This window comes from Pseudomonas sp. A2 (genome assembly GCF_023100865.1).
Lineage (GTDB): Bacteria > Pseudomonadota > Gammaproteobacteria > Pseudomonadales > Pseudomonadaceae > Aquipseudomonas > Aquipseudomonas asiatica.
The window spans coordinates 940,850-964,428 of sequence record NZ_CP039127.1; the positions used below are offsets into that span (position 1 = coordinate 940,850).

At 63.4% G+C, this 23,579-nt stretch carries 22 protein-coding genes and 1 riboswitch; of the genes, 16 read left to right on the forward strand and 6 right to left on the reverse strand.

The window, feature by feature from the left end; translation table 11 throughout:
• Nucleotides 1–53 precede the first annotated feature (53 nt).
• The 4 genes from E5221_RS04430 to E5221_RS04445 all read left to right on the forward strand — a co-directional run bounded on the left by E5221_RS04430 (nt 54) and on the right by E5221_RS04445 (nt 2,128).
• Nucleotides 54–236 carry a CPXCG motif-containing cysteine-rich protein gene (locus E5221_RS04430; protein WP_003260667.1) on the forward strand — a complete coding sequence of 61 codons (183 nt, stop codon included), beginning with the start codon at nt 54–56 and terminating at the stop codon, nt 234–236.
• A complete protein-coding gene (locus E5221_RS04435) occupies nt 236–496 on the forward strand; it encodes a DUF2007 domain-containing protein (protein ID WP_003260668.1) in 261 nt (86 codons plus the stop codon). The genes E5221_RS04430 and E5221_RS04435 overlap by 1 nt, the downstream gene beginning before the upstream one ends.
• 15 nt (nt 497–511) lie before the next feature.
• Nucleotides 512–1,132 carry an SOS response-associated peptidase gene (locus E5221_RS04440; protein WP_003260669.1) on the forward strand — a complete coding sequence of 207 codons (621 nt, stop codon included), beginning with the start codon at nt 512–514 and terminating at the stop codon, nt 1,130–1,132.
• 180 nt (nt 1,133–1,312) lie between these two features.
• Complete coding sequence (locus tag E5221_RS04445) at nt 1,313–2,128, forward strand: M48 family metallopeptidase (RefSeq protein WP_061552001.1); 816 nt, start codon at nt 1,313–1,315, stop codon at nt 2,126–2,128.
• Nucleotides 2,129–2,278: 150 nt separating this feature from the next.
• Here the strand turns inward: E5221_RS04445 and E5221_RS04450 are convergent, their stop codons facing one another.
• From E5221_RS04450 to E5221_RS04460, 3 genes are all read right to left on the reverse strand, one after another.
• A complete protein-coding gene (locus tag E5221_RS04450; protein WP_182329817.1) occupies nt 2,279–2,863 on the reverse strand; it encodes a TMEM165/GDT1 family protein in 585 nt (194 codons plus the stop codon).
• A gap of 88 nt (nt 2,864–2,951) precedes the next feature.
• Nucleotides 2,952–3,091, reverse strand: a riboswitch (yybP-ykoY riboswitch).
• A gap of 39 nt (nt 3,092–3,130) precedes the next feature.
• Entirely contained in the window at nt 3,131–4,129 is a 999-nt protein-coding gene (locus E5221_RS04455) for a class I SAM-dependent methyltransferase (RefSeq protein WP_061552002.1), read from the reverse strand.
• Between the two features lie 54 nt (nt 4,130–4,183).
• Nucleotides 4,184–5,149: a 2-hydroxyacid dehydrogenase gene (locus E5221_RS04460; protein ID WP_061552003.1), complete on the reverse strand. Its 966-nt coding sequence runs from the start codon at nt 5,147–5,149 to the stop codon at nt 4,184–4,186.
• Between the two features lie 312 nt (nt 5,150–5,461).
• Between E5221_RS04460 and E5221_RS04465 the strand changes: the two genes are divergently transcribed.
• The 10 genes from E5221_RS04465 (at nt 5,462) to E5221_RS04510 (ending at nt 18,537) form a co-directional block, all read left to right on the forward strand.
• Nucleotides 5,462–7,144, forward strand: a complete 1,683-nt coding sequence (locus E5221_RS04465; RefSeq protein WP_047594605.1) for a fatty acid--CoA ligase — start codon at nt 5,462–5,464, stop codon at nt 7,142–7,144.
• Nucleotides 7,145–7,475: 331 nt separating this feature from the next.
• Complete coding sequence (locus E5221_RS04470) at nt 7,476–9,362, forward strand: DUF1302 domain-containing protein (RefSeq protein WP_039613806.1); 1,887 nt, start codon at nt 7,476–7,478, stop codon at nt 9,360–9,362.
• A gap of 25 nt (nt 9,363–9,387) precedes the next feature.
• Nucleotides 9,388–10,752, forward strand: a complete 1,365-nt coding sequence (locus E5221_RS04475; RefSeq protein ID WP_247846906.1) for a DUF1329 domain-containing protein — start codon at nt 9,388–9,390, stop codon at nt 10,750–10,752.
• Between the two features lie 338 nt (nt 10,753–11,090).
• Nucleotides 11,091–13,808 (forward strand): LuxR C-terminal-related transcriptional regulator, encoded by a 2,718-nt coding sequence (locus E5221_RS04480; protein ID WP_247846907.1) that lies wholly within the window; start codon nt 11,091–11,093, stop codon nt 13,806–13,808.
• 159 nt (nt 13,809–13,967) lie between these two features.
• Complete coding sequence (locus E5221_RS04485) at nt 13,968–15,575, forward strand: tetratricopeptide repeat-containing response regulator (RefSeq protein ID WP_015268960.1); 1,608 nt, start codon at nt 13,968–13,970, stop codon at nt 15,573–15,575.
• Entirely contained in the window at nt 15,572–16,264 is a 693-nt protein-coding gene (locus E5221_RS04490; RefSeq protein ID WP_061552006.1) for a HAMP domain-containing sensor histidine kinase, read from the forward strand. The genes E5221_RS04485 and E5221_RS04490 overlap by 4 nt, the downstream gene beginning before the upstream one ends.
• A 192-nt stretch (nt 16,265–16,456) precedes the next feature.
• Nucleotides 16,457–16,711 (forward strand): AbrB/MazE/SpoVT family DNA-binding domain-containing protein, encoded by a 255-nt coding sequence (locus tag E5221_RS04495; RefSeq protein WP_013970943.1) that lies wholly within the window; start codon nt 16,457–16,459, stop codon nt 16,709–16,711.
• Nucleotides 16,708–17,055 (forward strand): type II toxin-antitoxin system ChpB family toxin, encoded by a 348-nt coding sequence (locus E5221_RS04500; protein WP_061552007.1) that lies wholly within the window; start codon nt 16,708–16,710, stop codon nt 17,053–17,055. Before E5221_RS04495 ends, E5221_RS04500 begins: the two co-directional genes overlap by 4 nt.
• Nucleotides 17,056–17,073: 18 nt before the next feature.
• Complete coding sequence (locus tag E5221_RS04505) at nt 17,074–17,718, forward strand: MBL fold metallo-hydrolase (RefSeq protein WP_013970945.1); 645 nt, start codon at nt 17,074–17,076, stop codon at nt 17,716–17,718.
• 108 nt (nt 17,719–17,826) lie between these two features.
• Entirely contained in the window at nt 17,827–18,537 is a 711-nt protein-coding gene (locus tag E5221_RS04510; protein ID WP_015268963.1) for an OmpA family protein, read from the forward strand.
• Between the two features lie 135 nt (nt 18,538–18,672).
• Here E5221_RS04510 and pta read toward each other — a convergent pair whose 3' ends face one another.
• Nucleotides 18,673–20,760, reverse strand: coding sequence for a phosphate acetyltransferase (gene pta / locus E5221_RS04515; protein WP_061552008.1), 2,088 nt, complete (start codon nt 20,758–20,760; stop codon nt 18,673–18,675).
• A gap of 31 nt (nt 20,761–20,791) precedes the next feature.
• Complete coding sequence (locus E5221_RS04520; protein ID WP_015268965.1) at nt 20,792–21,094, reverse strand: DUF3565 domain-containing protein; 303 nt, start codon at nt 21,092–21,094, stop codon at nt 20,792–20,794.
• On the opposite strand from E5221_RS04520, the gene E5221_RS04525 reads away from it, so the two are divergent.
• Both E5221_RS04525 and E5221_RS04530 read left to right on the forward strand, forming a co-directional pair.
• Nucleotides 21,093–21,578 (forward strand): peptidylprolyl isomerase, encoded by a 486-nt coding sequence (locus E5221_RS04525; RefSeq protein WP_003259610.1) that lies wholly within the window; start codon nt 21,093–21,095, stop codon nt 21,576–21,578. The two genes, E5221_RS04520 and E5221_RS04525, sit on opposite strands and share 2 nt — an antisense overlap.
• Before the next feature lie 145 nt (nt 21,579–21,723).
• Nucleotides 21,724–22,206, forward strand: coding sequence for a glutathione peroxidase (locus E5221_RS04530; RefSeq protein ID WP_015268966.1), 483 nt, complete (start codon nt 21,724–21,726; stop codon nt 22,204–22,206).
• Between the two features lie 128 nt (nt 22,207–22,334).
• Here the strand turns inward: E5221_RS04530 and E5221_RS04535 are convergent, their stop codons facing one another.
• Complete coding sequence (locus tag E5221_RS04535) at nt 22,335–23,525, reverse strand: glycosyltransferase family 1 protein (RefSeq protein WP_247846908.1); 1,191 nt, start codon at nt 23,523–23,525, stop codon at nt 22,335–22,337.
• Nucleotides 23,526–23,579 lie beyond the last annotated feature (54 nt).

A 23,579-nucleotide genomic window follows, 5' to 3' on the forward strand; every position in this document is an offset into this window, starting at 1 on the left:
AGGCCCTGTAAACAGACCGGCAATTATACGCATAAGTCACCCCGGAGGCCGCGATGCTGCAAACTGCGATCTACGATTGCCCTTATTGTGGCGAAGAAGTCGAAACCACGGTGGACCTGTCCGGTGGCGATCAGGAGTACATCGAGGACTGTCAGGTATGTTGCAAGCCTATCCGCTTCGTGCTGCAAGTTCATGGCGAGGAGTGGATGCTGGATGTATTCGGTGAGAATGACTGATGCAGCGCATCTACGAACCGGAAAACCTGCTCGAGGCTGAAATGCTGGCGGGCATGCTCGCCAGCGAGGGGATCGATGCGCACCTGGTTGGTCGTGACCTGATCGGTGCTGCCGGTGAACTGCCGATGCAGGGCTTGCTTGGGCTTGCCGTGGCTGATGAACAGGCCGAGTACGCACGGCAGCTGATCGATGCGTACAATGATGCCCAGCCACTGGTTGGCGACGAACCGGAGAGTTTCCCCGGTACCTTGATCTGCTAGGTTTTGAATTCGCCCATGTGTGGACGTTACGCCCTGTTTCGCTGGCCCCAGGCTCTTGCCAGTCTGCCGGGCTTTCCCGTTGGCCAGCCAGCCCAATGGAACATCTCGCCCGGGGCTTCGGTGCTGATCCAGCGCCAGCTTGACGGCCAGTTGCAACTGGCCAAGGCGCGCTGGGGGCTGACCCCGGCCTGGCTCACCGACCTGTCCCGCACCCCCGCCCATGCCCGCGCCGAAACCCTGGCCGAGCAGCCGATGTTTCGCGACGCGTTTCGCCTGCGCCGCTGCCTGATGCCGGCCAACGGCTTTTACGAATGGCGCGGTAGCGTGCGCAAGCGCCCGTACTGGCTGACCCCGGGGGAGGGCGCATCGCTGTACTTCGCCGCCGTGTGGGAGGCCTACCCGGTGCAGGACCAGGTTTGGCTGAGTTGTGCGGTGGTGACCCAGGCGGCGATGAACCAGCGTCGGCCGTTGATACTGGACGAGGCGGGGCAGGCGGCCTGGCTTGACCCGGACACGCCGCTGGCCCGCCTGCATGAATTGCTGGCCAGCCCGCCGGCGACGTTGCGCGAGCGGGCCCTGGCGCATTTCGTCAATGATCCGAAGCTGGATGCGCCGGAGTGCTTGACCCCGGCCTGATGTATGGCTGTGCCGGCCTCTTCGCGGCTGAAGCCGCTCCTACAACGATCGCATTATCCCTGTAGGAGCGGGTTCACCCGCGAAGAGGCCGGCGCAGGAAAATAAATTCTTCCGTGCGGCTATGGCGGCCCACCGGCGAGTCGTCCTAGGATACGGCGCATGTAGAAAGGGAGTGTTTTCATGCGTAAGTCTTTTGTCGTCAGCCTGTTGAGTGCTGGCATCCTGCTGGCCGGCTGCCAGGCGGTTAATACCACCAGCGGCGGTGCTGTCGGCGTCGAGCGCCAGCAGTACATGTTCAGCATGCTTTCGACCGATGAAGTCAACCAGATGTACGCCCAGTCGTACCAGCAGACCCTGGGTGAGGCATCGAACAAAGGCGTGCTCGACAAGTCCAGCGCAGATGCCAAGCGTGTGCAGGTAATTGCCAACCGCCTGATCGCCCAGACCCCCAAGTTCCGACCGGATGCCGCGCAATGGAACTGGGAAGTGAACGTGATCAAGAGCGACGAGCTCAACGCCAACTGCGGCCCGGGCGGCAAGATCATCGTCTACACCGGCCTGATCGATCAGCTCAAGCTCACCGATGCGGAAATTGCTGCGGTGGTGGGCCACGAGATCGCCCACGCTTTGCGTGAGCACAGCCGCGAGGCGATGTCCAAGGCGTATGGCGTGGAAATGGCGCGCCAGGGCGCCGGTGCCCTCTTTGGCCTCGGCCAGGGCAGCATGGCCATGGCCGATACCGTGGTGAACTATGCCATGACCCTGCCCAACAGCCGGGCCAACGAGAACGAAGCCGACCTGATCGGCCTGGAGCTCTCGGCGCGTGCCGGTTACGACCCGAATGCCGCAATCACTCTGTGGAACAAGATGAGCCAGGTTTCCGAGGGCGCGCCGCCTGAGTTCATGAGCACTCACCCGGCGTCCCAGAGCCGCATTGCTTCGTTGCAGGCGGCCATTCCGAAGGTGATGCCGCTGTATCAGGCGGCCAAGAAGTAAGCCCCGACTTCCAGATGCTTACCCCTTGTAGGAGCAGCCTTGTGCTGCGAAAGGGTCGGTAAGAGCACCACATTTCCTGGTGCCTGTACCGGCCTCTTCGCAGCGCAAGGCTGCTCCTACAGGTTCGGCGTCAGCCTGTCGCCTTTCGGGTTAGCTCACCCAGCCACTGGCTTTCATCGCCGAGTACACGGCCACGATCGCCAGCACGAAGAACGCCGTGGCCGCCAGGCGACGGATCAGCGTCAGCGGCAGTTTGTCCGCCGCGAAGTTACCCGCCAGTACCACTGGCACGTTGGCAATCAGCATGCCCAGGGTAGTACCGATAATGACCATGATCAGGTACGGATACTGTGCTGCCAGCATTACCGTGGCGACCTGGGTCTTGTCACCGATTTCAGCCAGGAAGAACGCGATCAGCGTGGTCAGGAACGGCCCGAAGCGGCGCGCCGGGTTCTCGTCGTCCTCCATCTTGTCCGGAACCAGGGTCCATAGGGCAGTGGCAGTGAAGCTCGCGGCCAGGATCCAGTGCAGTGCCGAGTCGCTGAAGAAGCTGCCGACCCACGCGCCCACGGCACCAGCCGCGGCATGGTTGGCCAAGGTGGCGGCGATGATGCCGGCGATGATCGGCCAGGGCTTGCGGAAGCGGGCAGCGAGTATGAGCGCGAGCAATTGCGTCTTGTCGCCGATTTCGGCGAGGGCAACGATGGCGGTGGGGACCAGCAAAGATTCCAGCATCAGGATTCCTACGGGGGCGGGTCGACACGGCTATGACACGTACAGCCTCCCCGCCCCGGGTAAGGTGTGCGTGTCATAGGTCTTGTCAAACCCTGGATCCGTCTATGCGGATCTCGCCATGCAGGCTGGCATGGTGGGTCGCACGCGCCATGGTCTGTGGACCAAGTATGTTGACGCGTACCGGGCGAGCAGGGCGCTCGCGGGAGACTACTCCCCTAGGACGGTGCGGATTCTGCCTAGGCAAAACGCTTTCGGCAAGCGCTGTTTTTATCCGTGTGTTGCCTGGTAGATGCGGAAACCGTCCGCCTCGTCGCGTACCTGGCAGTTGCCCAGCGCCCCTTCGATCAGTGGCTGGTAGCGCAGGAAGCTGTTGGCAACCAGGCGCATTTCGCCACCTTTTCGCAGATGAACGGCTGATTTTTTCAGCAAGTTTTCCGATGCCTGGTAGTTGGTGTGCACCCCGGTGTGGAACGGCGGGTTGCTCAGGATCAGGCTCAGCTCGGTCGGCGCCGCGTCGATGCCGTCGCCGCTGATCACTTCGCCCTCCAGACCATTGGCGGCCAAGGTCAGGCGGCTGGCGGCCACGGCGAAGGCATCCACGTCCAGCAGGGTCACCCGGTTCTGTGGATAACGGCGTTTGACCGTGGCGCCCAGCACCCCGGCACCGCAGCCGAAGTCCAGCACATGCCCGCTCGGCAGGCCATCGAGGTGCTTGAGCAGCAGGGCGGTACCGCGATCGAGGCGGCCATGGCTGAACACACCGGGCAGGCTGACCACTTGCAGAGGGCCGTCTTCCAGGCTGAGCTCAAAGCGTTCGGCCAGGCTTTCCAGGGGCTTGGCCTCTGGCGCGTGCTCGATGGTCACCTGCCACAGCTGGCAATGGCGGGCGCTGTCGAGCTTGCGCGGCTTGCCAAAGGCCTGCAGCTGCTTGGCCGCACCCTCGATGCCACCACGTTTCTCGCCGACCAGGTACAGCTCGCGGCCCGCCAGGCGCGAGGCTAGGGCGTTGAGCAGGTAGGCGGCCAGTTCGCGGGACTTGGGCAGGAACAGCACGGCGCTGTCGAAAGTCACTTCAGGGGGCTCCACTGCATAGTGGCTGCGGCCGGCGAAGCGGGTTTCGAGCATGGCCTGGTCGCCCGCATGCCAGCTCCAGGCTTGGGCCTGGGGCAACTGGCCAAGCAGGCCGTCGGCGGGGGCGCCGGCGAGCAGCAGCGGGCCCTGGAACAGCTCTGCCTGGCGGAGCAACACTTCACTGCGCGGGTCCATGGACGACGCCTCCTGGAAAAAAGTGGCGCAGTTTAGCAGAGGCGGGCGTCGGGCTCAGCTAACCACGCGGCGTGGCTGCCCGGCGAAGAAGGCCTGGGCGTTCTCGCTGAGCTGGCCGACGATACGCTGGCGCGACTCTACCGCGCCCCAGGCGCTGTGCGGGGTGATGATCAGGCGCGGGATGCCGGCTTCGAGCAGCGGGTTGCCGTTGACCGGCGGCTCCACACTCAGCACGTCGGTGGCGGCGCCACCCAGGTGGCCACTGCGCAGGGCGTCGGCCAGCGCTTGCTCGTCGATCAGGCCGCCGCGGGCGGTGTTGACCACCAGTGCGTTTGGCTTGAGCAAGGCCAGTTCGCGGGCCCCGAGCATGTGTCGGGTGTGCTCGTTCAGCGGGCAGTGCAGGGTCAGGGCGTCGACTTGCGGCAGCAACTCGTCCAGCGGCAACCGGTCGGCGCGTTCCGGGCGGCCGGGGATCTGCCCGCTGAGCACGCGCATGCCGAAGGCTTCGGCCAGTCGCGCCACCGCGCCGCCCAGTTCACCGTGGCCGAGCAAGCCAAGGGTCTTGCCCTCCAGCTCGACGATGGGGAAGTCCAGCAGGCAGAACTGGCTGGCCTTGGCCCACTGGCCGTCGGCTACCGCCTGGTTGTAGTCGCACAGGCGGGTGGCCAGTGCCAGTAGCAGGGCGAGGGTGTGCTGGGCGACGGACGGTGTGCCGTAGCCCTGGCAGTTGCACACGGTGATGCCCTGGGCGCGCGCGGCTGCCAGGTCGACGTTGTTGGTGCCGGTGGCGGCCACCAGGATCAGCTTCAGTTGCGGGTTGGCGGCCAGGGTCGCGGCGTCGAGCATGACCTTGTTGCTGACCACCGCTACCGCGCCCTGAAGGCGTTCGGCGACCTGCTCAGGACGGGTGGCGGCGAACAGTTCGAACTCGTCGAACTGCTGCTTCAGGGGCGAGAGGTCGAGATCGCCCAGGTCCAGGGACTGGTGATCGAGAAACACGGCGCGACGCGGGCTGGGCATGAAGTTCTCCGAGGCTGGGCGGGATTTCGGTGTCGCGGCCATTCGCGGGTAAACCCGCTCCCACAGGTACTGCACCAGCCTTTGCAATGGTGCAATACCTGTGGGAGCGGGTTTACCCGCGAATAGGCCATCAGCTTCACCACATAACCTGAAGCTGCCGGCGCAGTGTCTAGTTCAACCTTGCCGCCCGTCAACGCCCACCACTCATACCTTCATCACGCAAATCATTCCTTCGGCTGATTTAGCCGTCACATTGGCGAACTACAGTAGTTCCCAGACTTGTCCGGCCCGCTTTCCAGAAAAGGGATACCCATGTTGCAGACCCGCATCATCAAGCCCGCCGAGGGCGCCTACGCCTACCCCCTGCTGATCAAGCGACTGCTGATGTCTGGCAGCCGCTATGAAAAGACCCGCGAAATCGTCTACCGAGACCAGATGCGGCTGACCTATCCCCAGCTCAACGAGCGCATCGCGCGCCTGGCCAACGTGCTGACCGAAGCCGGGGTAAAGGCCGGTGACACCGTGGCGGTGATGGACTGGGACAGCCACCGCTACCTGGAATGCATGTTCGCCATCCCGATGATCGGTGCGGTGGTGCACACCATCAACGTGCGCCTGTCGCCCGAGCAGATTCTCTACACCATGAACCACGCCGAAGACCGCGTGGTGCTGGTCAACAGTGACTTCGTCGGCTTGTACCAGGCCATCGCCGGGCAACTGACCACGGTCGACAAGACCCTGCTGCTGACCGACGGCCCGGAAAAGACAGCCGAGCTGCCCAACCTGGTGGGCGAGTACGAGCAACTGCTGGCCGCTGCCAGCCCGCGCTACGACTTCCCGGACTTCGACGAGAACTCGGTGGCCACCACCTTCTACACCACTGGCACCACCGGCAACCCCAAGGGTGTGTACTTCACTCATCGGCAACTGGTGCTGCACACCCTGGCCGAAGCTTCGGTGACTGGCAGCATCGACAGCGTGCGCCTGCTGGGCAGCAACGACGTGTACATGCCCATCACGCCGATGTTCCATGTGCACGCCTGGGGCATTCCCTACGCCGCCACCATGCTGGGCATGAAGCAGGTGTATCCGGGGCGCTACGAGCCGGACATGCTGGTCAAACTGTGGCGCGAAGAGAAGGTCACCTTCTCCCATTGCGTGCCGACCATCCTGCAGATGCTGCTCAACTGCCCGACCTCCCAAGGTCAGGACTTCGGCGGCTGGAAGATCATTATCGGTGGCAGCGCACTCAACCGCTCGTTGTACCAGGCCGCCCTGGCACGCGGCATCCAGCTGACCGCTGCGTATGGCATGTCCGAGACCTGCCCGCTGATTTCCGCCGCCCACCTGAACGACGAACTGCAGGCCGGCAGCGAGGATGAGCGCGTCACCTACCGCATCAAGGCCGGCGTGCCGGTGCCGCTGGTGGAGGCGGCCATCGTCGACGGCGACGGCAACTTCCTGCCCGCCGACGGTGAAACCCAGGGCGAGCTGGTGCTGCGTGCGCCATGGCTGACCATGGGCTACTTCAAGGAACCGGAAAAAAGCGAGGAGCTGTGGCAGGGCGGCTGGTTGCACACTGGTGATGTCGCCACGCTCGACGGCATGGGCTATATCGACATCCGCGACCGTATCAAGGATGTGATCAAGACCGGTGGCGAGTGGATTTCCTCGCTCGACCTCGAAGACCTGATCAGCCGTCACCCGGCCGTGCGCGAAGTGGCGGTGGTAGGGGTGGCCGACCCGCAGTGGGGTGAACGCCCGTTTGCCCTGCTTGTGGTGCGCGAAGACCAGGTCATCGACGCCAAGGCGCTGAAGGAACACCTCAAGCCGTTCGTCGAGCAAGGGCACATCAACAAGTGGGCGATTCCAAGCCAGATCGCCGTTGTTACCGAAATTCCCAAGACCAGTGTCGGCAAGCTCGACAAGAAACGCATCCGCCAGGACATCGTCCAGTGGCAGGCTAGCAACAGCGCGTTCCTCTCCACGCTGTAACCGCCATGCGGGTCGCGTACTGCAGCGCGCGACCCGCACGCTAGAGGGGTGGAACCTTGCCAAACGGCAGAAATACGCCATCCTTTAGCACTGCCAGCGCGCAGCCGGTGCAACATGGCAGCGAGTTGGCCGCACGGAGCGCAAATCACACTTTAGAGGGATCAAGCGCCTGTGCCTTGCTGGCTATAGTCGGGGCCAGGGGATTTTCAGGAATGGGGGAGGCGACATGCGCAAGCCGTGTCGCCGCGGGCGCAAGCCTGCAAACCGGTCGCTCGGGCCGTTCTTGAAAGGACTCACTGCCATAACAAAAAAAGTACATGGAGTAGCGTCGATGAAATCTGCAAACCTGTTCTGGCGCCGGGCCAAGTTGCCCCTGGCCGTCAGCCTTGCTTCCACGCTCGCAAGTCCTGCTTTCGCTGTCAGTTTCAACATTGGTGAAATCGAAGGCCAGTTCGACTCGTCGCTCTCCATCGGCGCCAGCTGGTCGACGGCCAACCCCAACAAGAACCTGATCGGGGTGAACAACGGCGGCAAGGGCCTGTCGCAGACATCCGACGATGGCCACCTGAACTTCAAGAAGGGCGAAACCTTCTCCAAGATCTTCAAGGGTATCCATGACCTGGAGCTCAAGTACGGCGACACCGGCGTGTTCGTCCGCGGCAAGTACTGGTACGACTTCGAACTGAAGGACGAAGGCCGCGAGTTCAAGGACATCAGCGACTCCAACCGCAAGGAAGGCGCCAAATCGTCCGGTGCCGAACTGCTCGACGCATTCGTCTACCACAACTACTCCATCGGCGATCAGCCAGGCTCGGTGCGCTTGGGCAAGCAGGTGGTGAGCTGGGGTGAAAGTACCTTCATCGGTGGCGGCATCAACTCGATCAACCCGATCGACGTGTCGGCGTTCCGCCGCCCGGGGGCCGAGATTAAGGAAGGCCTGATTCCGGTCAACATGTTCTACATTTCGCAGAGCCTGACCGACAACCTGTCGGCGGAGGCTTTCTACCAGATCGAATGGGACCAGACGGTCGTCGACAACTGCGGCACCTTCTTCTCCCAGCCAGACATCATTGCCGACGGCTGTACCGACAACCTGCGCGTGCTCAACAGCAGTCGCACAGTGCCGGGGGCGGCGCAGCAATTCCTTGCCACCCGTGGCGTGGACATCAATGAGGAAGGGGTGATGGTGCGCCGCGGCGCCGACCGCGATGCGCGTGACAGCGGCCAGTTTGGCGTGGCAATGCGCTACATGTTCGAGCCGCTGGACACCGAGTTTGGCGCCTACTTCATGAACTACCACAGCCGTGCGCCAATCTTCAGTGCTACCGGGGCCGCGCCTTCAGTGTTCGCCGGCCTGAGCGCATTGCCTGCACAGCTGCGCGCATTGGCACCGCTGATCGTGGCAGGTAACTCCGAGTACTTCGTCGAATACCCCGAGGACATCCGCCTTTATGGCTTGAGCTTCTCTACCACGTTGCCCACCGGGACCGCCTGGAGCGGCGAACTCAGCTACCGCCCCAACGCACCGGTGCAACTGAATACCACGGATATCCTGTTCGCCGGGGTCCGCCCCATTGGCGGTGCCTTGAGCAACGCTTCGCTGCTGACCGGTACGCCGGGGCAGGACTTGCACGGGTATCGCCGCAAGGAGATCACTCAGTTCCAGACCACCCTCACGCATTTCTTCGACCAGGTAATGGGCGCCAGCCGCATGACCGTGGTGGGCGAGCTGGGTGTCACCCATGTGGGCGGCCTGGAGAGCGCCCACGATACCCGCTACGGTCGCGATCCAGTGTTTGGTCCAGGCCCGCTGCCATCCACCGGTGGGGCAAACACCTGTCAGGCCCTGAATGCCAGCACCATCGCAGGCGCTGGTGCCGGTGCCTCCACCGCCAACCTGAGCCGCAACTGCGAGAACGATGGCTTTACCACCAGCACTTCCTGGGGTTACCGCGCCCGAGTCATCTGGGACTACAACGATGTCTTTGCCGGGGTCAACCTGAAACCCAGCGTGGCCTGGTCGCATGACGTCTCCGGCTATTCGCCGGGCCCTGGCGCCAACTTCGAGGAAGGCCGCAAGGCCGTCAGCCTGGGCCTGGACGCCGAGTACCAGAACACCTACACGGCGAGCCTGTCGTACACCAATTTCTTCGATGGCAAGTACACCACCGTGGATGACCGCGACTTCGTCGCGCTCAGCTTCGGCGTGAACTTCTAAGCATTCAGATCCAGGACGACACGACATGAACAAGACCAGAAGTCTGCTGCAAGCCGGTGTGCTGGGCCTGTCCCTGCTGGCGACCAGCGTCATGGCTGCAGTATCCGCCGACGAGGCGGCCAAGCTGGGCAGTACCTTGACCCCGATGGGCGCCGAAAAGGCTGGCAACGCCGATGGCTCGATCGGCCCGTGGGAACCGCTGTCCAAGAGCGCGGGCAGCGTCGACGGCAAGGGCTTCCTGTCCGACCCGTACGGCAGTGAAAAGCCGCTGTTCACCATCACGGCGCAGAATGCCGACCAGTACAAGGACAAGCTCTCGCCGGGCCAGCTGGCCATGCTCAAGCGCTACCCGGACACCTTCAAGATCCCGGTATTCAAGACCCATCGCGGTTCCACGGTACCGGCAGACGTGTTCGCCGCCATCAAGGAAAACGCCACCAAGACCACCCTGGTGGAGGGCGGCAACGGCTTGAACAACTTCCGCACGGCTGTACCGTTCCCGATCCCGAAAAGCGGCCTGGAGGTGATCTGGAACCACATCACCCGCTACCGGGGCGGTAGCGTCAGCCGTCTGGTGACCCAGGCAACGCCCCAGCAGAACGGCTCTTTCAACCCGGTATACTTCTCCGACCAGTTCGTCTTCCGCGAAAGAATGAAGGATTACGACCCGAACAACCCGGGCAACATCCTGTTCTACTTCAAGCAGGAAGTGACCGCGCCTGCGCGCCTGGCCGGTACCGTGCTGCTGGTGCACGAAACCCTCGACCAGGTGAAGGAACCACGCAAGGCGTGGATCTACAACGCCGGTCAGCGCCGCGTACGCCAGGCACCACAAGTGTCGTACGACGGCCCGGGTACCGCCGCCGACGGTTTGCGCACCTCCGACAACCTGGACATGTTCAACGGTGCGCCAGACCGCTATGACTGGAAGCTGGAGGGCAAGAAGGAGATGTACATCGCGTCCAACGCCTTCAAGCTCGACGACCCCAAGCTCAAGTACACCGACATCATCAAGGCCGGGCACATCAACCAGGACCTGGCCCGTTACGAGCTGCGCCGTGTATGGCACGTGGTCGCCACCCTCAAGCCGGGCCAGCGGCACATCTATGCCAAGCGTGACTTCTACATCGACGAGGACACCTGGCAGGCTGCGGTGATTGACCAGTACGACGGCCGTGGCCAACTGTGGCGCGTGTCCGAGGCACATGCTCAGCCGTACTACAACGTGGAAGTGCCGTGGTACACCCTGGAGGCCATCTATGACCTGCAGTCGGGCCGTTACCTGGCCTTGGGCATGAAGAACGAAGAGAAGCGCGCCTACGACTTCGGCTTCAGTGCCAGCAAGGCTGACTTCCAGCCAGCGGCACTGCGCCAGTCGGGTATTCGCTAAGTATCGCGCAACCTCGGAGCGCCCCGGCTTGTCCGGGGCGTTTCATTTTCCTGTACCGGCCCCTTCGCGGGTGAACCCGCTCCCACAGGTACTGCACTGGGCTTGAAACCTGCGCAATGCCTGTAGGAGCGGGTTCACCCGCGAAGAGGCCGGTACAGCAATAAAGCTGGTGAATACCTCTCCAAACCCCCGCCCCAGTCGCTGTCCATCAGCTACGTTGCTTTTTGTCGCAGTCTTTTCCAGTGGAATTGCGCCCATCATCTTCAAATACGTAGCGTTACCCGCTAGTCTCGCAAGCATCCATACCGCCGTAGTCTTCCAACCAGAACGAGCCGGCCATGACAGATCTGTCCCGTACGCATGGATTCACCAGCCAGGCCCTGGGCCTGCTGGACGGGCGTTTCTTCCGGCCGCCCTTGCCGGACGGCCATGTGCCGCGCCTGCGCCTGTGCCAGCGGCTGCAAGCCGGTCTCGGCGGGCGGTTGTTACTGGTCAATGCCCCGGCAGGGTTCGGCAAAAGCTCCCTTGCCATCGAATTTTGCGAAGCGCTGCCCGAGCACTGGCGTAGCCTGTGGCTGGGCCTGAGCCAACGGGATGCCGACCCTGGCCGATTCCTCGAACGCCTGCTCGAAGGCCTGCAGCAGTATTGCCCGGCGCTGGGCGGCCAGGCCATGGGTCTGCTGAAAATGCGCCAGCGCCACCAGCCGTTCGCCTTCGAGGAATGGCTCGACGGCCTGCTCGACGAGCTGGCGCTGTACCTGCAAGCCGATACTCCCTTGTTGCTGGTGCTGGACGACTATCACCTGGCCCAGGGGCCGGTACTCGACCGCTGCCTGCAGTTCTTCCTCAATCACCTGCCCCCCGGCCTGGTGCTGCTGGTCACCAGCCGCCAACGCCCGGATTGGCACCTGGCGCGCCTGCGCCTGTCGCGGCACCTGGTCGAACTCAACGAACAGGACTTGCGCCTGACCGCCGAAGAATCACTGGCGGTGATCGGCCGCCAACCCAACGGGCTGCGTGGCCAGGCTCTGGACAACCTGATCCAGCGCAGCGACGGTTGGGTGGCCGGGTTGCGTTTCTGGCAGCTGGCGGCAAGCGAGTCCGCTGACGAGCAGGCCTTGCCCCAGGCCTTGCATGGCGGCGAGGGCCTGATCCGTGACTATCTGCTGGAAGAAGTCATCGACATGCTGCCCGCCGATGTGCAGGCCTTCCTTTACGAAACGGCCTGCCAGGAACGTTTCTGCGCCCCGCTGTGCGATGCCGTACGCGGCCGCCACGACAGTGCCGCGATCCTGCGTTTCTTGCAGGCGCACCAGGTGTTCCTGGTGCCGCTGGACGAGCATGGCCACTGGTTCCGCTATCACCACCTGTTCTCCGACCTGTTGCGCAGCCGCCAGGCCAGCGAGCCGCTGGCCGACCTGCAGTTGCGAGCCTGCCGCTGGTTCGAAAGCCAGGGCCTGCTGGACGAAGCGGTGGAGCAGGCCCTGCGCGCCGGTTACCTCGATGTCGCTGCCGACCTGGTGCAGAGCCTGTCCGAGGAGCAACTGCTGGCCGAACAGAACGTCGGCATGTTGCTGCGCTGGAAGATGGACCTGCCCGACAGCCTGCTTATCAGCACGCCGCGGCTGATCGTGCTGTACAGCTGGGCGTTGGGCCTGGCGTGCCAGTTGGACGCGGCCGAGGACCTGGCGGGTTATCTCAGCCGTTTCCTGCCCGCGCCTTCGGCAACCGCGCAAAAGTCCATGCTGGCCCAGTGGCTGGCGCTGAGTGGTGTTATCGCCCGTGGCCGTGGTGATCGCGAGCGCACCCTGGCTTATTGCGGTGAAGCGCTGCAGAGTTTGCCGAGCAAGCGTTATGGCCAACGCCTGGTGTGCCTGTCGACGCTGTCCAACCTGGCGATTGCCGATGGCGATTTCTGGCGGGCCCGCGGCTGGAACCGCGAGGCGCTGGAGTTGGCCCAGCGTGTCGGCAACCCATTGTTCGAGGCCCTGGCCCATTACGACCGGGCGCGGGTGCTGCATGCCCGTGGCGAGGTGTTGCGCGCGCTGGACGAAGTACGCCAGGGGTTGCAGCGCCTGCAAGGGCTGTCAGCACAGCGGCTTTATGCCGTGCGCGCCCGCCTGACGCTTTACGAGGGCTACCTGCTGGTGTCGCGTCTGCAGCCGTCCCAGGGTCGTGCCCGTTTACGTGCTGGGCTGGGCGAGGCGCGGGCCTGCCGTGATATCAGTGTGCTCATCGGCCACTGTGTGATCGCCACGCTCGATGGCCGAGAAGGGCACTTTGCCGAGGCCTTTGCCGAACTGGCCGAGGCCGAGCGGCTGATGCACATCTGGGATGTACCGCCGGTCTACTATCTGGCGATGATCACCCTGGTCAAATGCGAGTTGTGGTTGGCCCAGGGGCGCATCGACCTGGCCGAGTCCTGGCTGCTGCGCCTGGGTCAGACCTATGGCGGCGAGCAACCGGCGGCGGCCCCGGAGTTCCACCCGTTGCTGCCGTTGCACATCGCCTTGCAGCAGGCATCCCTCGAGCGTATCCAGTCGCGTAGCGCGGATGCGGCGCAACGGCTGGCAGGTCTGGTCGAGCGCGGCCAGGCCAGTGGCGGCATGATGCTCAGCGTCAGTGCCCTGTGCCAGTGGCTTGGCTTGTTGCTGGGCGAAGGTCGGGAAGAGCAGGCCACCCAGTTGTTGCCACGGTTGCTGGCGGCAGCCCATGGCGGCGTGCTGCAACCGTTCCAGCCTTTGCTGGAGCAGCACCCGCAGTGGCTTCTCGAACAGCTCCAGGCAGTTGCCGCCTGCCCGGTGCAGGCCGAGTTGCTCAAGCGCCTGCCGCAGATACCAAGCGCCAGCATCGGCAGCGGCGAAGCCCTGAGTAGCCGCGAGTTGGCCGTGCTCGAGCTGATTGCCCAGGGTTGTTCCAACCAGCAGATCAGCGAGCGGTTGTTCATTTCCCTGCACACGGTGAAAACCCACGCCAGCCATATCAACAGCAAGCTGGGGGTGGAACGGCGTACCCAGGCGGTGGCGAAGGCCAAGTCCCTGGGGCTGCTGGTGTGATATTGGCCCAGCAAGGTCTTGCTCGTTGAAGTGATGGCTCGAGGCCGTGGCTCGTGGCCGCCAGTGCTCTACCCTCATCTTTCCCGACCAGCTGCCGATACAGCTATCGGTGGCATCGCCTCGCGCGATTTTTCAATCATTCCAAGGCAGGTCGTGTTGATGCTGCAGTACGGGCAAAAGAGCTTTCTGATCGTCGACGACTTTACCGACTTTCGTACGTCGACCCGTTCCATGCTGCGCGAACTGGGCGTGCGTGATGTGGACACCGCCGACAGCGGCGAGCAGGCGCTGCGCATGTGCGCGCAAAAGCGCTATGACGTCATCCTGCAGGACTTCCACCTGGGCGACGGCAAGAAGAACGGCCAGCAGGTGCTCGAAGACCTTATCCTCGACAAGCACATCAGCCATGAGTGCATATTCATCATGGTCACGGCCGAGAGCAGCCAGGCCATTGTCCTCAGCGCCATCGAGCACGAGCCTGATGCCTATTTGACCAAGCCGTTCAACCGAGTTGGCCTGGCCCAGCGTGTCGAGAAACTGTACCAGCGCAAGACCCTGCTCAAGCCGATCCTGCAGGCCCTGGACCGCAATCGCCCGGCCGAAGTGCTGGCTGCCTGCGCCGAGCTGTGCAAGCGCGACCCACGCCTGGCCCCGCTGTGCCTGCGCTATCGGGCAGATGCCTTGCGCAACCTCAACCGCTTCGAGGAACTGGAGAAGTTCCTCAAGGCCATCCTGGCCAGCCGCCCGCAGCCATGGGCCTACTCGGCGTTGGGCAGCCTGATGCACAAGCGTGGCCAGAATGCCCAGGCCCAGGGCGTGTACGAGCAGGCGCTCAAGGCCTTCCCGATCATGCCGGGCCTGTACGATGGCATGGCCGAGGTGCTGGTGGCCCAAGGCGAAACCAGGCGTGCGCAGAACATGCTTGAAGAAGCCGTGCGCCTGTCGCCGCTGTCGGTGCGCCGGCAGTCGACGCTGGGCAAGCTGGCGTTGGAAAACGAAGACTTCGAGAGTGCCTCGAAGGCATTTCGCCATGCGGTGAATCAGGGCCAGAGCTCGCGCTACAAGGACGCCGAGAACAACCTGGGCCTGGTGCAGGCGCTGATGAGCAGGAATGCCGGTTTTGGCCTGGATGCGCGCACACGGGTCGAGATCAACAGCACACTCAGCGAAGTGGCCAAGGAAAACCCCGAGGACCAAGGCCTGCAGGTGCGTGCCCGCATGATGAAGGCCGCCAGCCTGCAGCAGGCCGGCGATCCCGAAACGGCTGCAAAGCTGACCGAACAGGCGATCCAGCGTCTGGACAAGATGAACCAGTTCTTCTCGGTCGATTCGGCTCTGACCGTTGCCGTGCAGTTGCAGGCCATGGGGCAGGAAGCTGCTGCCATCGGCGTGCTGAAGAGCTGTGTGGAAAGTTATGGCGACGACCCCAAGGTCATGGAGAGGGTCGGCAAGCTGACGGACGACCCCAGCGTGCTCAACGCCATTACCGAAGCTGTCACCCTCAATCGCCAGGGTGTGCGCAGTTACCAGGGAGGGCAGCTCGGCGAGGCATTGCAGCTGTTCCGCAAGGCGCTGGGTTTGCAGCCGAAGAACATCAGCATCGCCCTCAACACTGCCCAGGCGCTGCTGCGCATCGGCGGAGACAACCCTCAGCCCGCGATCATGCAGGAGTGCCGCGACGCCCTGACCAGCGTGGCCGGCATCCCCGCCAGCGACAACCGCTACGACCGCTACCGCAAACTGCACATCCGAGTGTTCGGCGCATGAATCAAGACAACCTGGGGCTGGATTTTTCCACGGTGATCGCCTCCACCGTGCACGACCTGAAGAACTCCCTGTCGGCGCTGATCCAGTCCCACAACCAGTGGATGCAGCGCTTGCCCGAGGAACTGCGCGGTGGTGCCGAGCAAGGGGTGATGGAGCATGAGTTTCGCCACCTCAACGGCATGCTGGTGCAGTTGCTGGGGTTGTACAAACTGGGCGTGAACCAGTTGCCGGTGTGCCCGGACTACCACGAACTGGACGATTTCATCGAAGCCCAGCTGGCGGCACACGAGGAAGTGCTCAAGCACAAGGACATCCTTGCCACCTGGCGCATCGACACCGACAACCCGCTGGGCTTCTTCGACCGCGAGCTGGTGGCCTCGGTGATCGCCAACGTGATCACCAACGCCACCCGCTTCGCCGCGCATGCCTTGCTGATCACCATCGAAGAGGCAGACAACCAGTTGGCCATTTGCGTCAACGATGACGGCCCGGGTTATCCACAGCGGATGCTCGAACGCCAGGAGGAATTCATTCAGGGTATCGACTCGACCAGCGGCAGTACTGGTCTAGGCCTGTATTTTGCGGCGCGGATCGCGGCACTGCATGAAAGCGGCGGGGTACGCGGGCGGATCGAGATCTCTAATGGCGGGGCGCTTGGGGGTGGGTTGTTCAGGTTGTTCTTGCCTTGAAACTGACAAGGATTGCGTTTCAAATTTTTGCAGCTGGAAAGTAGGTTCCCAAGGTGATGTAGGGCATTTCCTTCTTGAGGTTGCAGGGCTTTTGTCCATACCGGGCAAATGACAGTGTAGATACGACGTCTCTACATTTCGCTTGCAATCATTTGGAGGGTTTCTACTATGTATCTACCTTGGGAGATACTCATGCAGATCAAGATTCAACAGTGGGGTAACAGCGCCGCGATTCGCTTGCCGGCTGCAGTGCTCAAGCAGATGCGTCTCGGAGTCGGCTCTACCTTGAGCCTGGATACCGCGGGTGAGACCATGGTGCTCAAACCCGTCAGGTCGAAACCCAAATACACCCTTGAAGAGCTGATGGCTCAGTGCGATCTGGATGCACCGGAGCCAGAGGACATGGCCGACTGGAACGCGATGCCACCAGTAGGGCGTGAAGTGTGAAACGGGTGAAGTTCGCCAGGGGCGATATCGTCTGCATCAATCTCGATCCGACTGTTGGACGGGAGCAGCAGGGTGCCGGGCGACCTGCGCTGGTGCTCACTCCCGCTGCGTTCAATGCGTCAGGCCTGGCTGTGGTAGTGCCGATCACTCAAGGTGGCGATTTTGCCAGGCATGCGGGTTTCGCCGTCACGCTCAGCGGTGCGGGTACGCAGACTCAGGGCGTGATGCTCTGCAATCAGGTGCGCACAGTCGACCTTGAAGCCAGATTTGCCAAACGCATAGAGTCGGTACCCGAGGTCGTCATCCTTGATGCACTGGCTCGCGTACAGACCCTCTTCGATTAACCGGTTCCCGTATTCCCTATGCAGAATCCATCGTCAGCGCTCATCCGCGAAACCTTCCCCGTAGGCCCCCTGCAGTGCAACTGCACCCTGATCGGCGACCCGCTGACCAAAAAGGCCATCGTCGTCGACCCGGGCGGTGACCCGGACAAGATCCTGGCCCGCCTGCAGGCCCACGGGCTGACGCTGGTGAGCATCATCCACACCCACGCGCACTTCGATCACTTCCTCGCCTCGGGCAAGCTCAAGGAGCTGACCGGCGCCACGCTGCACTTGCACAAGGACGACCAGTCGCTGTGGGACAACCTGGAAATGCAGTGCCAGATGTTCGGCGTGCCCTACACTCCGGTACCCGCGCCAGACCGCTGGCTGGGGGATGACGAGGAGCTGGCCTGTGGATGTGGAGTGGCCTTGCATACGCCAGGCCACACGCCAGGCTCGATGAGCTTCTGGTTTGCCGACGCCAAGCTGCTGATCGCCGGCGATACCCTGTTCCGCCGGGGCATTGGCCGTACCGATTTGTGGGGTGGCGACCAGCGGGCCATCGTCCGTTCCATCAGGGAGCGGCTGTACCGGCTGGACGAGGAGGCCATCGTGGTGACCGGCCACGGGCCTGATACCCGCCTGGGTGACGAAATGCGCGAGAACCCCTTTGTGCGTGCCTGATGGCACATGAAGGCACTTTCACGGAATTTTTCGGCGCCGATGCAATCCAAGGCTGGCATAGATCCCTTTATGATCTGTCGCATTCATGAATTCAGTAGGAGCTTGTCCATGTTCACCATGCGTCGTCTGATTATCGTCGCAACCGCCGCTGCCCTGATGACCGGCTGTGCCGGCCAGAACCCTTATGACAGCCAAGGGCAGGCGCAGGGCTCCACCGGGATGAGCAAAACTGCCAAATACGGCGGCCTGGGCGCGCTGGCCGGTGCTATCGCCGGTGCCGCCATCGACCACAACAACCGTGGCAAGGGCGCACTGATCGGCGCTGCTGCCGTGGGTGCCGCTGCAGCCGGTTATGGCTACTACGCCGACAAGCAGGAAGCCGAATTGCGCGCGCAAATGGCCAATACCGGTGTGGAAGTTCAGCGCCAGGGTGACCAGATCAAGCTGATCATGCCGGGCAACATCACCTTCGCAACCGACTCGGCCAACATCGCGCCAAGCTTCTACTCGCCGCTGAACAACCTGGCTGGCTCGTTCAAGCAGTTCAACCAGAACACCATCGAAGTGGTCGGCTTCACCGACAGCACTGGCAGCCGCCAGCACAACATGGACCTGTCCCAGCGCCGTGCGCAGGCGGTCAGCACCTACCTGACCTCGCAGGGTGTGGATGCCTCGCGTATCACTGTACGTGGCATGGGCCCGGACCAGCCGATCGCCAGCAACGCCGACGCCAATGGCCGTGCGCAGAACCGCCGTGTGGAAGTGAACCTGAAGCCGATTCCGGGTCAGCAGTATGACCAGGGGCAGGTTCAGCAGTAAGGCATCAATCCTGGGGCCGCTTTGCGGCCTATCGCCGGCAAGCCAGCTCCCACAGATACTGCACAAGGCTCAAGGGCTATGCAAATCCTGTGGGAGCTGGCTTGCCGGCGATGGGCTGCAAAGCAGCCCCAGCTTTTAGCCCCCCACGCTGGCCTGGATCGCCGTCAGGGCAATGGTATGCACGATATCGTCAACCTGAGCCCCGCGCGGCAAGTCGTTCACCGGCTTGCGCAACCCTTGCAGCATCGGCCCCAGGCTGACCCCGTCGGTGCTGCGTTGCACCGCCTTGTGGGTCGTGTTGCCGGTATTCAGGTCAGGGAACACGAATACCGTCGCCCGCCCGGCTACCGGGCTGCCCGGCGCCAGGTCCCGTGCAATCGCCGGGTTGGCCGCCGCGTCATACTGCAACGGCCCGTCGATCAGCAGCTCTTGCGCCGCGCCTTGTGCCAGGCGGGTCGCTTCGCGCACTTTCTCGACTTCCTCGTCGCTGGCCGAATCGCTTGAATAACTGATCATCGCCACCCGTGGCGCGATGCCGAAGGCCTGCGCCGATTCGGCACTCTGCCGGGCGATCTCGGCCAGTTCGACAGCACTCGGGTGCGGGTTCATCACACAGTCGCCGTACACCAGCACCTGCTCGGGGAACAGCATGAAGAACACCGACGACACCAGGCTCGAGCCCGGTGCGGTCTTGATCAGTTGCAGTGCCGGGCGGATGGTGTTGGCGGTGGAGTGCACCAGGCCCGAGACCAGGCCGTCCACTTCGTCCAGAGCCAGCATCATGGTACCGATCACCACCGGATCCTCCAGTTGCTGCTCGGCCATTGGTGCATTGAGGTTCTTGCTCTTGCGCAGCTCGACCATCGGCTCTACATAGCGCCCGCGAATTACCTCGGGGTCCAGGATTTCCAGGCCCGGCGGCAAGGTGATGCCCTGGGCGCGGGCCACGGCGTCGACATCCTCGGGCTTGGCCAGTAGCACGCAGCGGGCAATGCCGCGGGCCTGGCAGATGGCCGCTGCCTGCACCAGCAGCGGCTCGGCGCCTTCCGGCAGGACGATGCGCTTGTTGGCCTGCTGCGCCCGCTGGATCAACTGGTAGCGGAACACGGCTGGCGACAGGCGCAATTCACGCGGCGTGCCGCAACGCTGGTGCAGCCAGGCGGCGTCGAGGTGGCTGGCGACGAAGTCGGTGATGAATTCGGCGCGCTCGCGGTCGTCCACCGGTATCTCGCGGTTCAGCGAGTTGAGCTGGTTGGCGGTGTCGTACGAGCCGGTACTGACCGAAAGGATCGGCAGGCCGGCCTGCAGGGCACCACGGCACAGACCAAGGATACGCGCGTCAGGTTTGCTGTCGCTGGTCAGCAGCAGGCCGGCCAGCGGGACGCCGTTGATCGCCGCCAGGCTGACGGCGAGGATGATGTCGTCGCGGTCGCCCGGTGTCACCACCAGGGTACCCGAGGTGAGCAGTGGCACCGTGTTGGCAACGGTACGCGCGCAGATGATGATCTTGCTCATGCGCCGCTGTTCATAGTCGCCGGCATTGAGCACCTGGGCACCGAGCAGGTCGGCCACATCGCGGGTGCGCGGGGCGTTCAGTTCAGGCTGGTAGGGGATGCAGCCCAGCAGGCGGAAGTCGTTGCCGCGCAGTAGTGGCGAGTGCTCGCGCAGGCGGGTGGAAAAGTCCGCCATGCTTTCGTCGGTGCGCACCTTGTTGAGGATTACCCCGAGCACCTTCGGGTCGCGCGGGCCGCCGAAAAGCTGGGCCTGCAGTTCGACCCGGCCGGACAATTCGCTGAGCACTTCGTTTTCCGGCGCCGATACCAGTATCACCTCGGCATCCAGGCTCTTGGCCAGGTGCAGGTTGACCCGCGCCGCATAGCTGGCGTGGCGCGTGGGCACCATGCCCTCGACCACCACCACGTCGTTGCCGATGCAGGCTTGCTGGTAAAGGCGGATGATTTCTTCGAGCAACTCGTCCAGCTGGCCATCGCCGAGCATGCGCTCGACATGGGCCAGGCTCAGCGGCACAGGGGGCTTGATGCCGTGGGTACGGGCAACCAGCTCGGTGGAGCGCTCGGGGCCGGTGTCACCCGGGTGAGGCTGGGCGATCGGCTTGAAGAAGCCGACCTTCAGGCCGGCCCGCTCCAGGGTGCGCACCAGACCCAGGCTGATGGAAGTCAGGCCGACACCGAAATCGGTCGGCGCAATGAAAAATGTCTGCATGCGTGCTTCTCGAAATAAGCGGTGCAAGAAATTAACGGCCAAGGGTAGCGCTATCGGCCCCTTGTGCGCACCAGCCGCAAGCGAAAGGCTGGCCGATGCGCTGCGCGCGTTGGGCCGGGTCGAGCACCCAGGGGCGCGCCTGCCACGGCGGCTGGTGGCGCAGGTGCTGGGTGTGGCCGCAGGACAGCTCGGCCACCCAGTGGCCCTCTTCGTCCTGGTGGAAGCCGGTGATCCGACTGATGGGCCGTTGCTCGTCCGCGGTGCGTTCGCAATCGGGCGATGGCTTGGTTACACTTGTCCGCTCTACATACTTTTGCAAAAGGTCTTGCCCCATGCTGATCGCCGCCAACAAGGCTGTCTCCATCGACTATACCCTGACCAACGACGCCGGGGAGACCATCGACAGCTCCGCCGGCGGTGCACCGCTGGTTTACCTGCACGGTGCCGGCAACATCATCCCGGGCTTGGAAAAAGCCCTGGAAGGCAAGCAGGCCGGTGACGAGCTGAACGTTTCCATCGAGCCGGAAGATGCCTACGGCGAATACCTGGCCGAGCTGGTCAGCACCCTGAACCGCAGCCTGTTCGAAGGTGTCGACGAACTGGAAGTGGGCATGCAGTTCCACGCTTCGGCGCCGGATGGCCAGATGCAGATCGTCACCATCCGCGACATCGACGGCGACGACGTGACTGTCGACGGCAACCACCCGCTGGCCGGCCAGCGTCTGACCTTCCAGGTCAAGGTGGTCAACGTTCGTGATGCCAGCGACGAAGAAATCGCTCACCGCCACATCCACGGTGAAGGTGGCCATCACCACTGATTTTTCTGCGCTAAGCTCAGAAAGTCGCCAGGCGCTCGGGCAAGCCGATTTGCCTTCCTACGGGAGGTGGACGGTTTGGACGAGCGCCTTTTTAGTGGGCGTAATTCGCCTGCGCGGCAACCGGGAACCTGAGAGGGGATTCATCATGAGTGCTTTTCACGACCTGAAACTGGACGCGTTGAACGGCGGGGAGCTGCCCCTCGCACCGTTCAAGGGCCAAGTGGTGCTGGTGGTCAACGTTGCCTCCAAGTGTGGTCTCACGCCGCAATACAAGGCCCTGGAGAACCTCTACCAGAATTACAAGGACAAGGGCTTCAACGTGCTTGGCCTGCCGTGCAACCAGTTTGCCGGGCAGGAGCCTGGCAGCGAAAAGGAAATCCAGGAGTTCTGCAGCCTCAACTACGGGGTGAGCTTCCCGCTGGGTGCCAAGCTGGAGGTCAACGGGCCGCAGCGCCATTCACTGTACCGATTGCTGGCGGGTGAGGGGGCGGAGTTCCCGGGCGACATTACCTGGAACTTCGAGAAGTTCCTGGTGGGCAAGGACGGGCGGGTGCTGGCGCGTTTTTCGCCGCGCACTGCGCCGGATGATCCTGCGGTGGTGCAGGCTATCGAGAAAGCCTTGGCCTGAAGCGCCTGACTCGGTCTCTGTAGGAGCGGCCTTGTGCCGCGAATGGGCCGCGAAGCGGCCCCAGGCATTCGGCATCATGGCAGCCATCGTGGGCCGCGCTGCGGCCCATTCGCGGCACAAGGCCGCTCCTACACAGATCGCGTAGCACCCAGCCTCGAAGCTGGCGAGGTCGCAGCCTGGTTCCGGGCTGCATGCAGATACCCCTCAAACTGCTCGACAATCCCTGGCCATCCCTGGTGGCTGGCATGCTTTCGCGCATTCAGGCGCACCCGCCGTAACGTCTCTTCTTCCTCCAGCAGCCAGCAGGCTGCATCGATGAACGCCGCCTGGTCCCCCGGCATGGCCAGCGCACCGCTATGACCATGACGAATATGCTGCGCGGCGGCCGCCTCGTCATAGGCGACCACCGCCAACCCCGAGGCCATGGCTTCGAGCACCACATTGCCAAAGGTTTCGGTCAGGCTCGGAAACAGGAACAGGTCACCGCTGGCATAGTGTTCGGCCAGCACCTCGCCACGCTGGGCGCCGCAGAACATGGCATCCGGTACCTGCTGTTCGAGGGCGGCACGCTGCGGGCCGTCACCGACCATGATCAGGCGCAGACGTTTGTGTGGATAAGCTTTCTGCAGTGCCTCCAGGCTTGGGCGCAGCAAACCCAGGTTCTTTTCTGCCGCCAGCCGCCCGACATGCAGTACGGCGATGTCGTCCGGGCCGAGCCCCCAGCTTTCCCGTAATGCGGGGCTGCGCCGGGCCGGGTTGAACAGGCAGGCATCGACCCCTCGGGCCAGCAGTTCCAGGCGTTCGAAGCCACGGCGTTCGAGCTCCAGGCGCTGACTGAGGCTGGGTACCAGGGTGATTGTCGTGCGCCGATGGAACCAGCGCAGGTAGTTGGTAAGCAGGCGCGTCAGCAGGCCCAGCCCGTACTGGCCGGAATACTGCGGGAAGTTGGTGTGGAAGCCACTGACCACAGCAACCCCGAGGCGCCGGGCCGCGCGCAGTGCACTGAGCCCAAGCGGCCCCTCGGTGGCGATGTACAGCACATCCGGGCGCTGTCGACGCCAGCGGCGCAACAGCTTGTGCATCGAAACCTCGCCCCACTGCAAGCCCGGGTAGCCAGGCAGTGGCCAGCCACGGCACAGCATCAGGTTCGGGTCGCTGTGCCGCGGTGCTTCTCCGGCCTGGCGTGGGCGCACCACTTCGATCTCATGGCCGCGTTGGCGCAACCCCTCGCTGAGGCGGCCAAGGGTATTGGCCACGCCGTTGATCTCGGGTGGGAAGGTTTCGCTGACCAGGGAAATGCGTAGGGCGGGTGTATTCATGACAAAAAGTTTCCGCCTGCTGGATTGCGCCAATGTGACTGCCATGTGACGTAA

Bases quoted from the DNA above. Each gene is read 5' to 3' on its own strand.
- E5221_RS04455 (WP_061552002.1), bottom strand. From the start codon at position 4,129: ATGGACCCGCGCAGTGAAGTGTTGCTCCGCCAGGCAGAGCTGTTCCAG.
- E5221_RS04520 (WP_015268965.1), bottom strand. From the start codon at position 21,094: ATGGGGCAAGACCTTTTGCAAAAGTATGTAGAGCGGACAAGTGTAACC.
- E5221_RS04530 (WP_015268966.1), top strand. From the start codon at position 21,724: ATGAGTGCTTTTCACGACCTGAAACTGGACGCGTTGAACGGCGGGGAG.
- E5221_RS04475 (WP_247846906.1), top strand. From the start codon at position 9,388: ATGAACAAGACCAGAAGTCTGCTGCAAGCCGGTGTGCTGGGCCTGTCC.
- E5221_RS04430 (WP_003260667.1), top strand. From the start codon at position 54: ATGCTGCAAACTGCGATCTACGATTGCCCTTATTGTGGCGAAGAAGTC.
- E5221_RS04450 (WP_182329817.1), bottom strand. From the start codon at position 2,863: ATGCTGGAATCTTTGCTGGTCCCCACCGCCATCGTTGCCCTCGCCGAA.
- E5221_RS04445 (WP_061552001.1), top strand. From the start codon at position 1,313: ATGCGTAAGTCTTTTGTCGTCAGCCTGTTGAGTGCTGGCATCCTGCTG.
- E5221_RS04490 (WP_061552006.1), top strand. From the start codon at position 15,572: ATGAATCAAGACAACCTGGGGCTGGATTTTTCCACGGTGATCGCCTCC.
- E5221_RS04440 (WP_003260669.1), top strand. From the start codon at position 512: ATGTGTGGACGTTACGCCCTGTTTCGCTGGCCCCAGGCTCTTGCCAGT.
- E5221_RS04465 (WP_047594605.1), top strand. From the start codon at position 5,462: ATGTTGCAGACCCGCATCATCAAGCCCGCCGAGGGCGCCTACGCCTAC.
- E5221_RS04505 (WP_013970945.1), top strand. From the start codon at position 17,074: ATGCAGAATCCATCGTCAGCGCTCATCCGCGAAACCTTCCCCGTAGGC.
- E5221_RS04435 (WP_003260668.1), top strand. From the start codon at position 236: ATGCAGCGCATCTACGAACCGGAAAACCTGCTCGAGGCTGAAATGCTG.
- E5221_RS04480 (WP_247846907.1), top strand. From the start codon at position 11,091: ATGACAGATCTGTCCCGTACGCATGGATTCACCAGCCAGGCCCTGGGC.
- E5221_RS04470 (WP_039613806.1), top strand. From the start codon at position 7,476: ATGAAATCTGCAAACCTGTTCTGGCGCCGGGCCAAGTTGCCCCTGGCC.
- E5221_RS04485 (WP_015268960.1), top strand. From the start codon at position 13,968: ATGCTGCAGTACGGGCAAAAGAGCTTTCTGATCGTCGACGACTTTACC.
- E5221_RS04495 (WP_013970943.1), top strand. From the start codon at position 16,457: ATGCAGATCAAGATTCAACAGTGGGGTAACAGCGCCGCGATTCGCTTG.
- E5221_RS04525 (WP_003259610.1), top strand. From the start codon at position 21,093: ATGCTGATCGCCGCCAACAAGGCTGTCTCCATCGACTATACCCTGACC.
- pta (WP_061552008.1), bottom strand. From the start codon at position 20,760: ATGCAGACATTTTTCATTGCGCCGACCGATTTCGGTGTCGGCCTGACT.
- E5221_RS04535 (WP_247846908.1), bottom strand. From the start codon at position 23,525: ATGAATACACCCGCCCTACGCATTTCCCTGGTCAGCGAAACCTTCCCA.
- E5221_RS04510 (WP_015268963.1), top strand. From the start codon at position 17,827: ATGTTCACCATGCGTCGTCTGATTATCGTCGCAACCGCCGCTGCCCTG.
- E5221_RS04460 (WP_061552003.1), bottom strand. From the start codon at position 5,149: ATGCCCAGCCCGCGTCGCGCCGTGTTTCTCGATCACCAGTCCCTGGAC.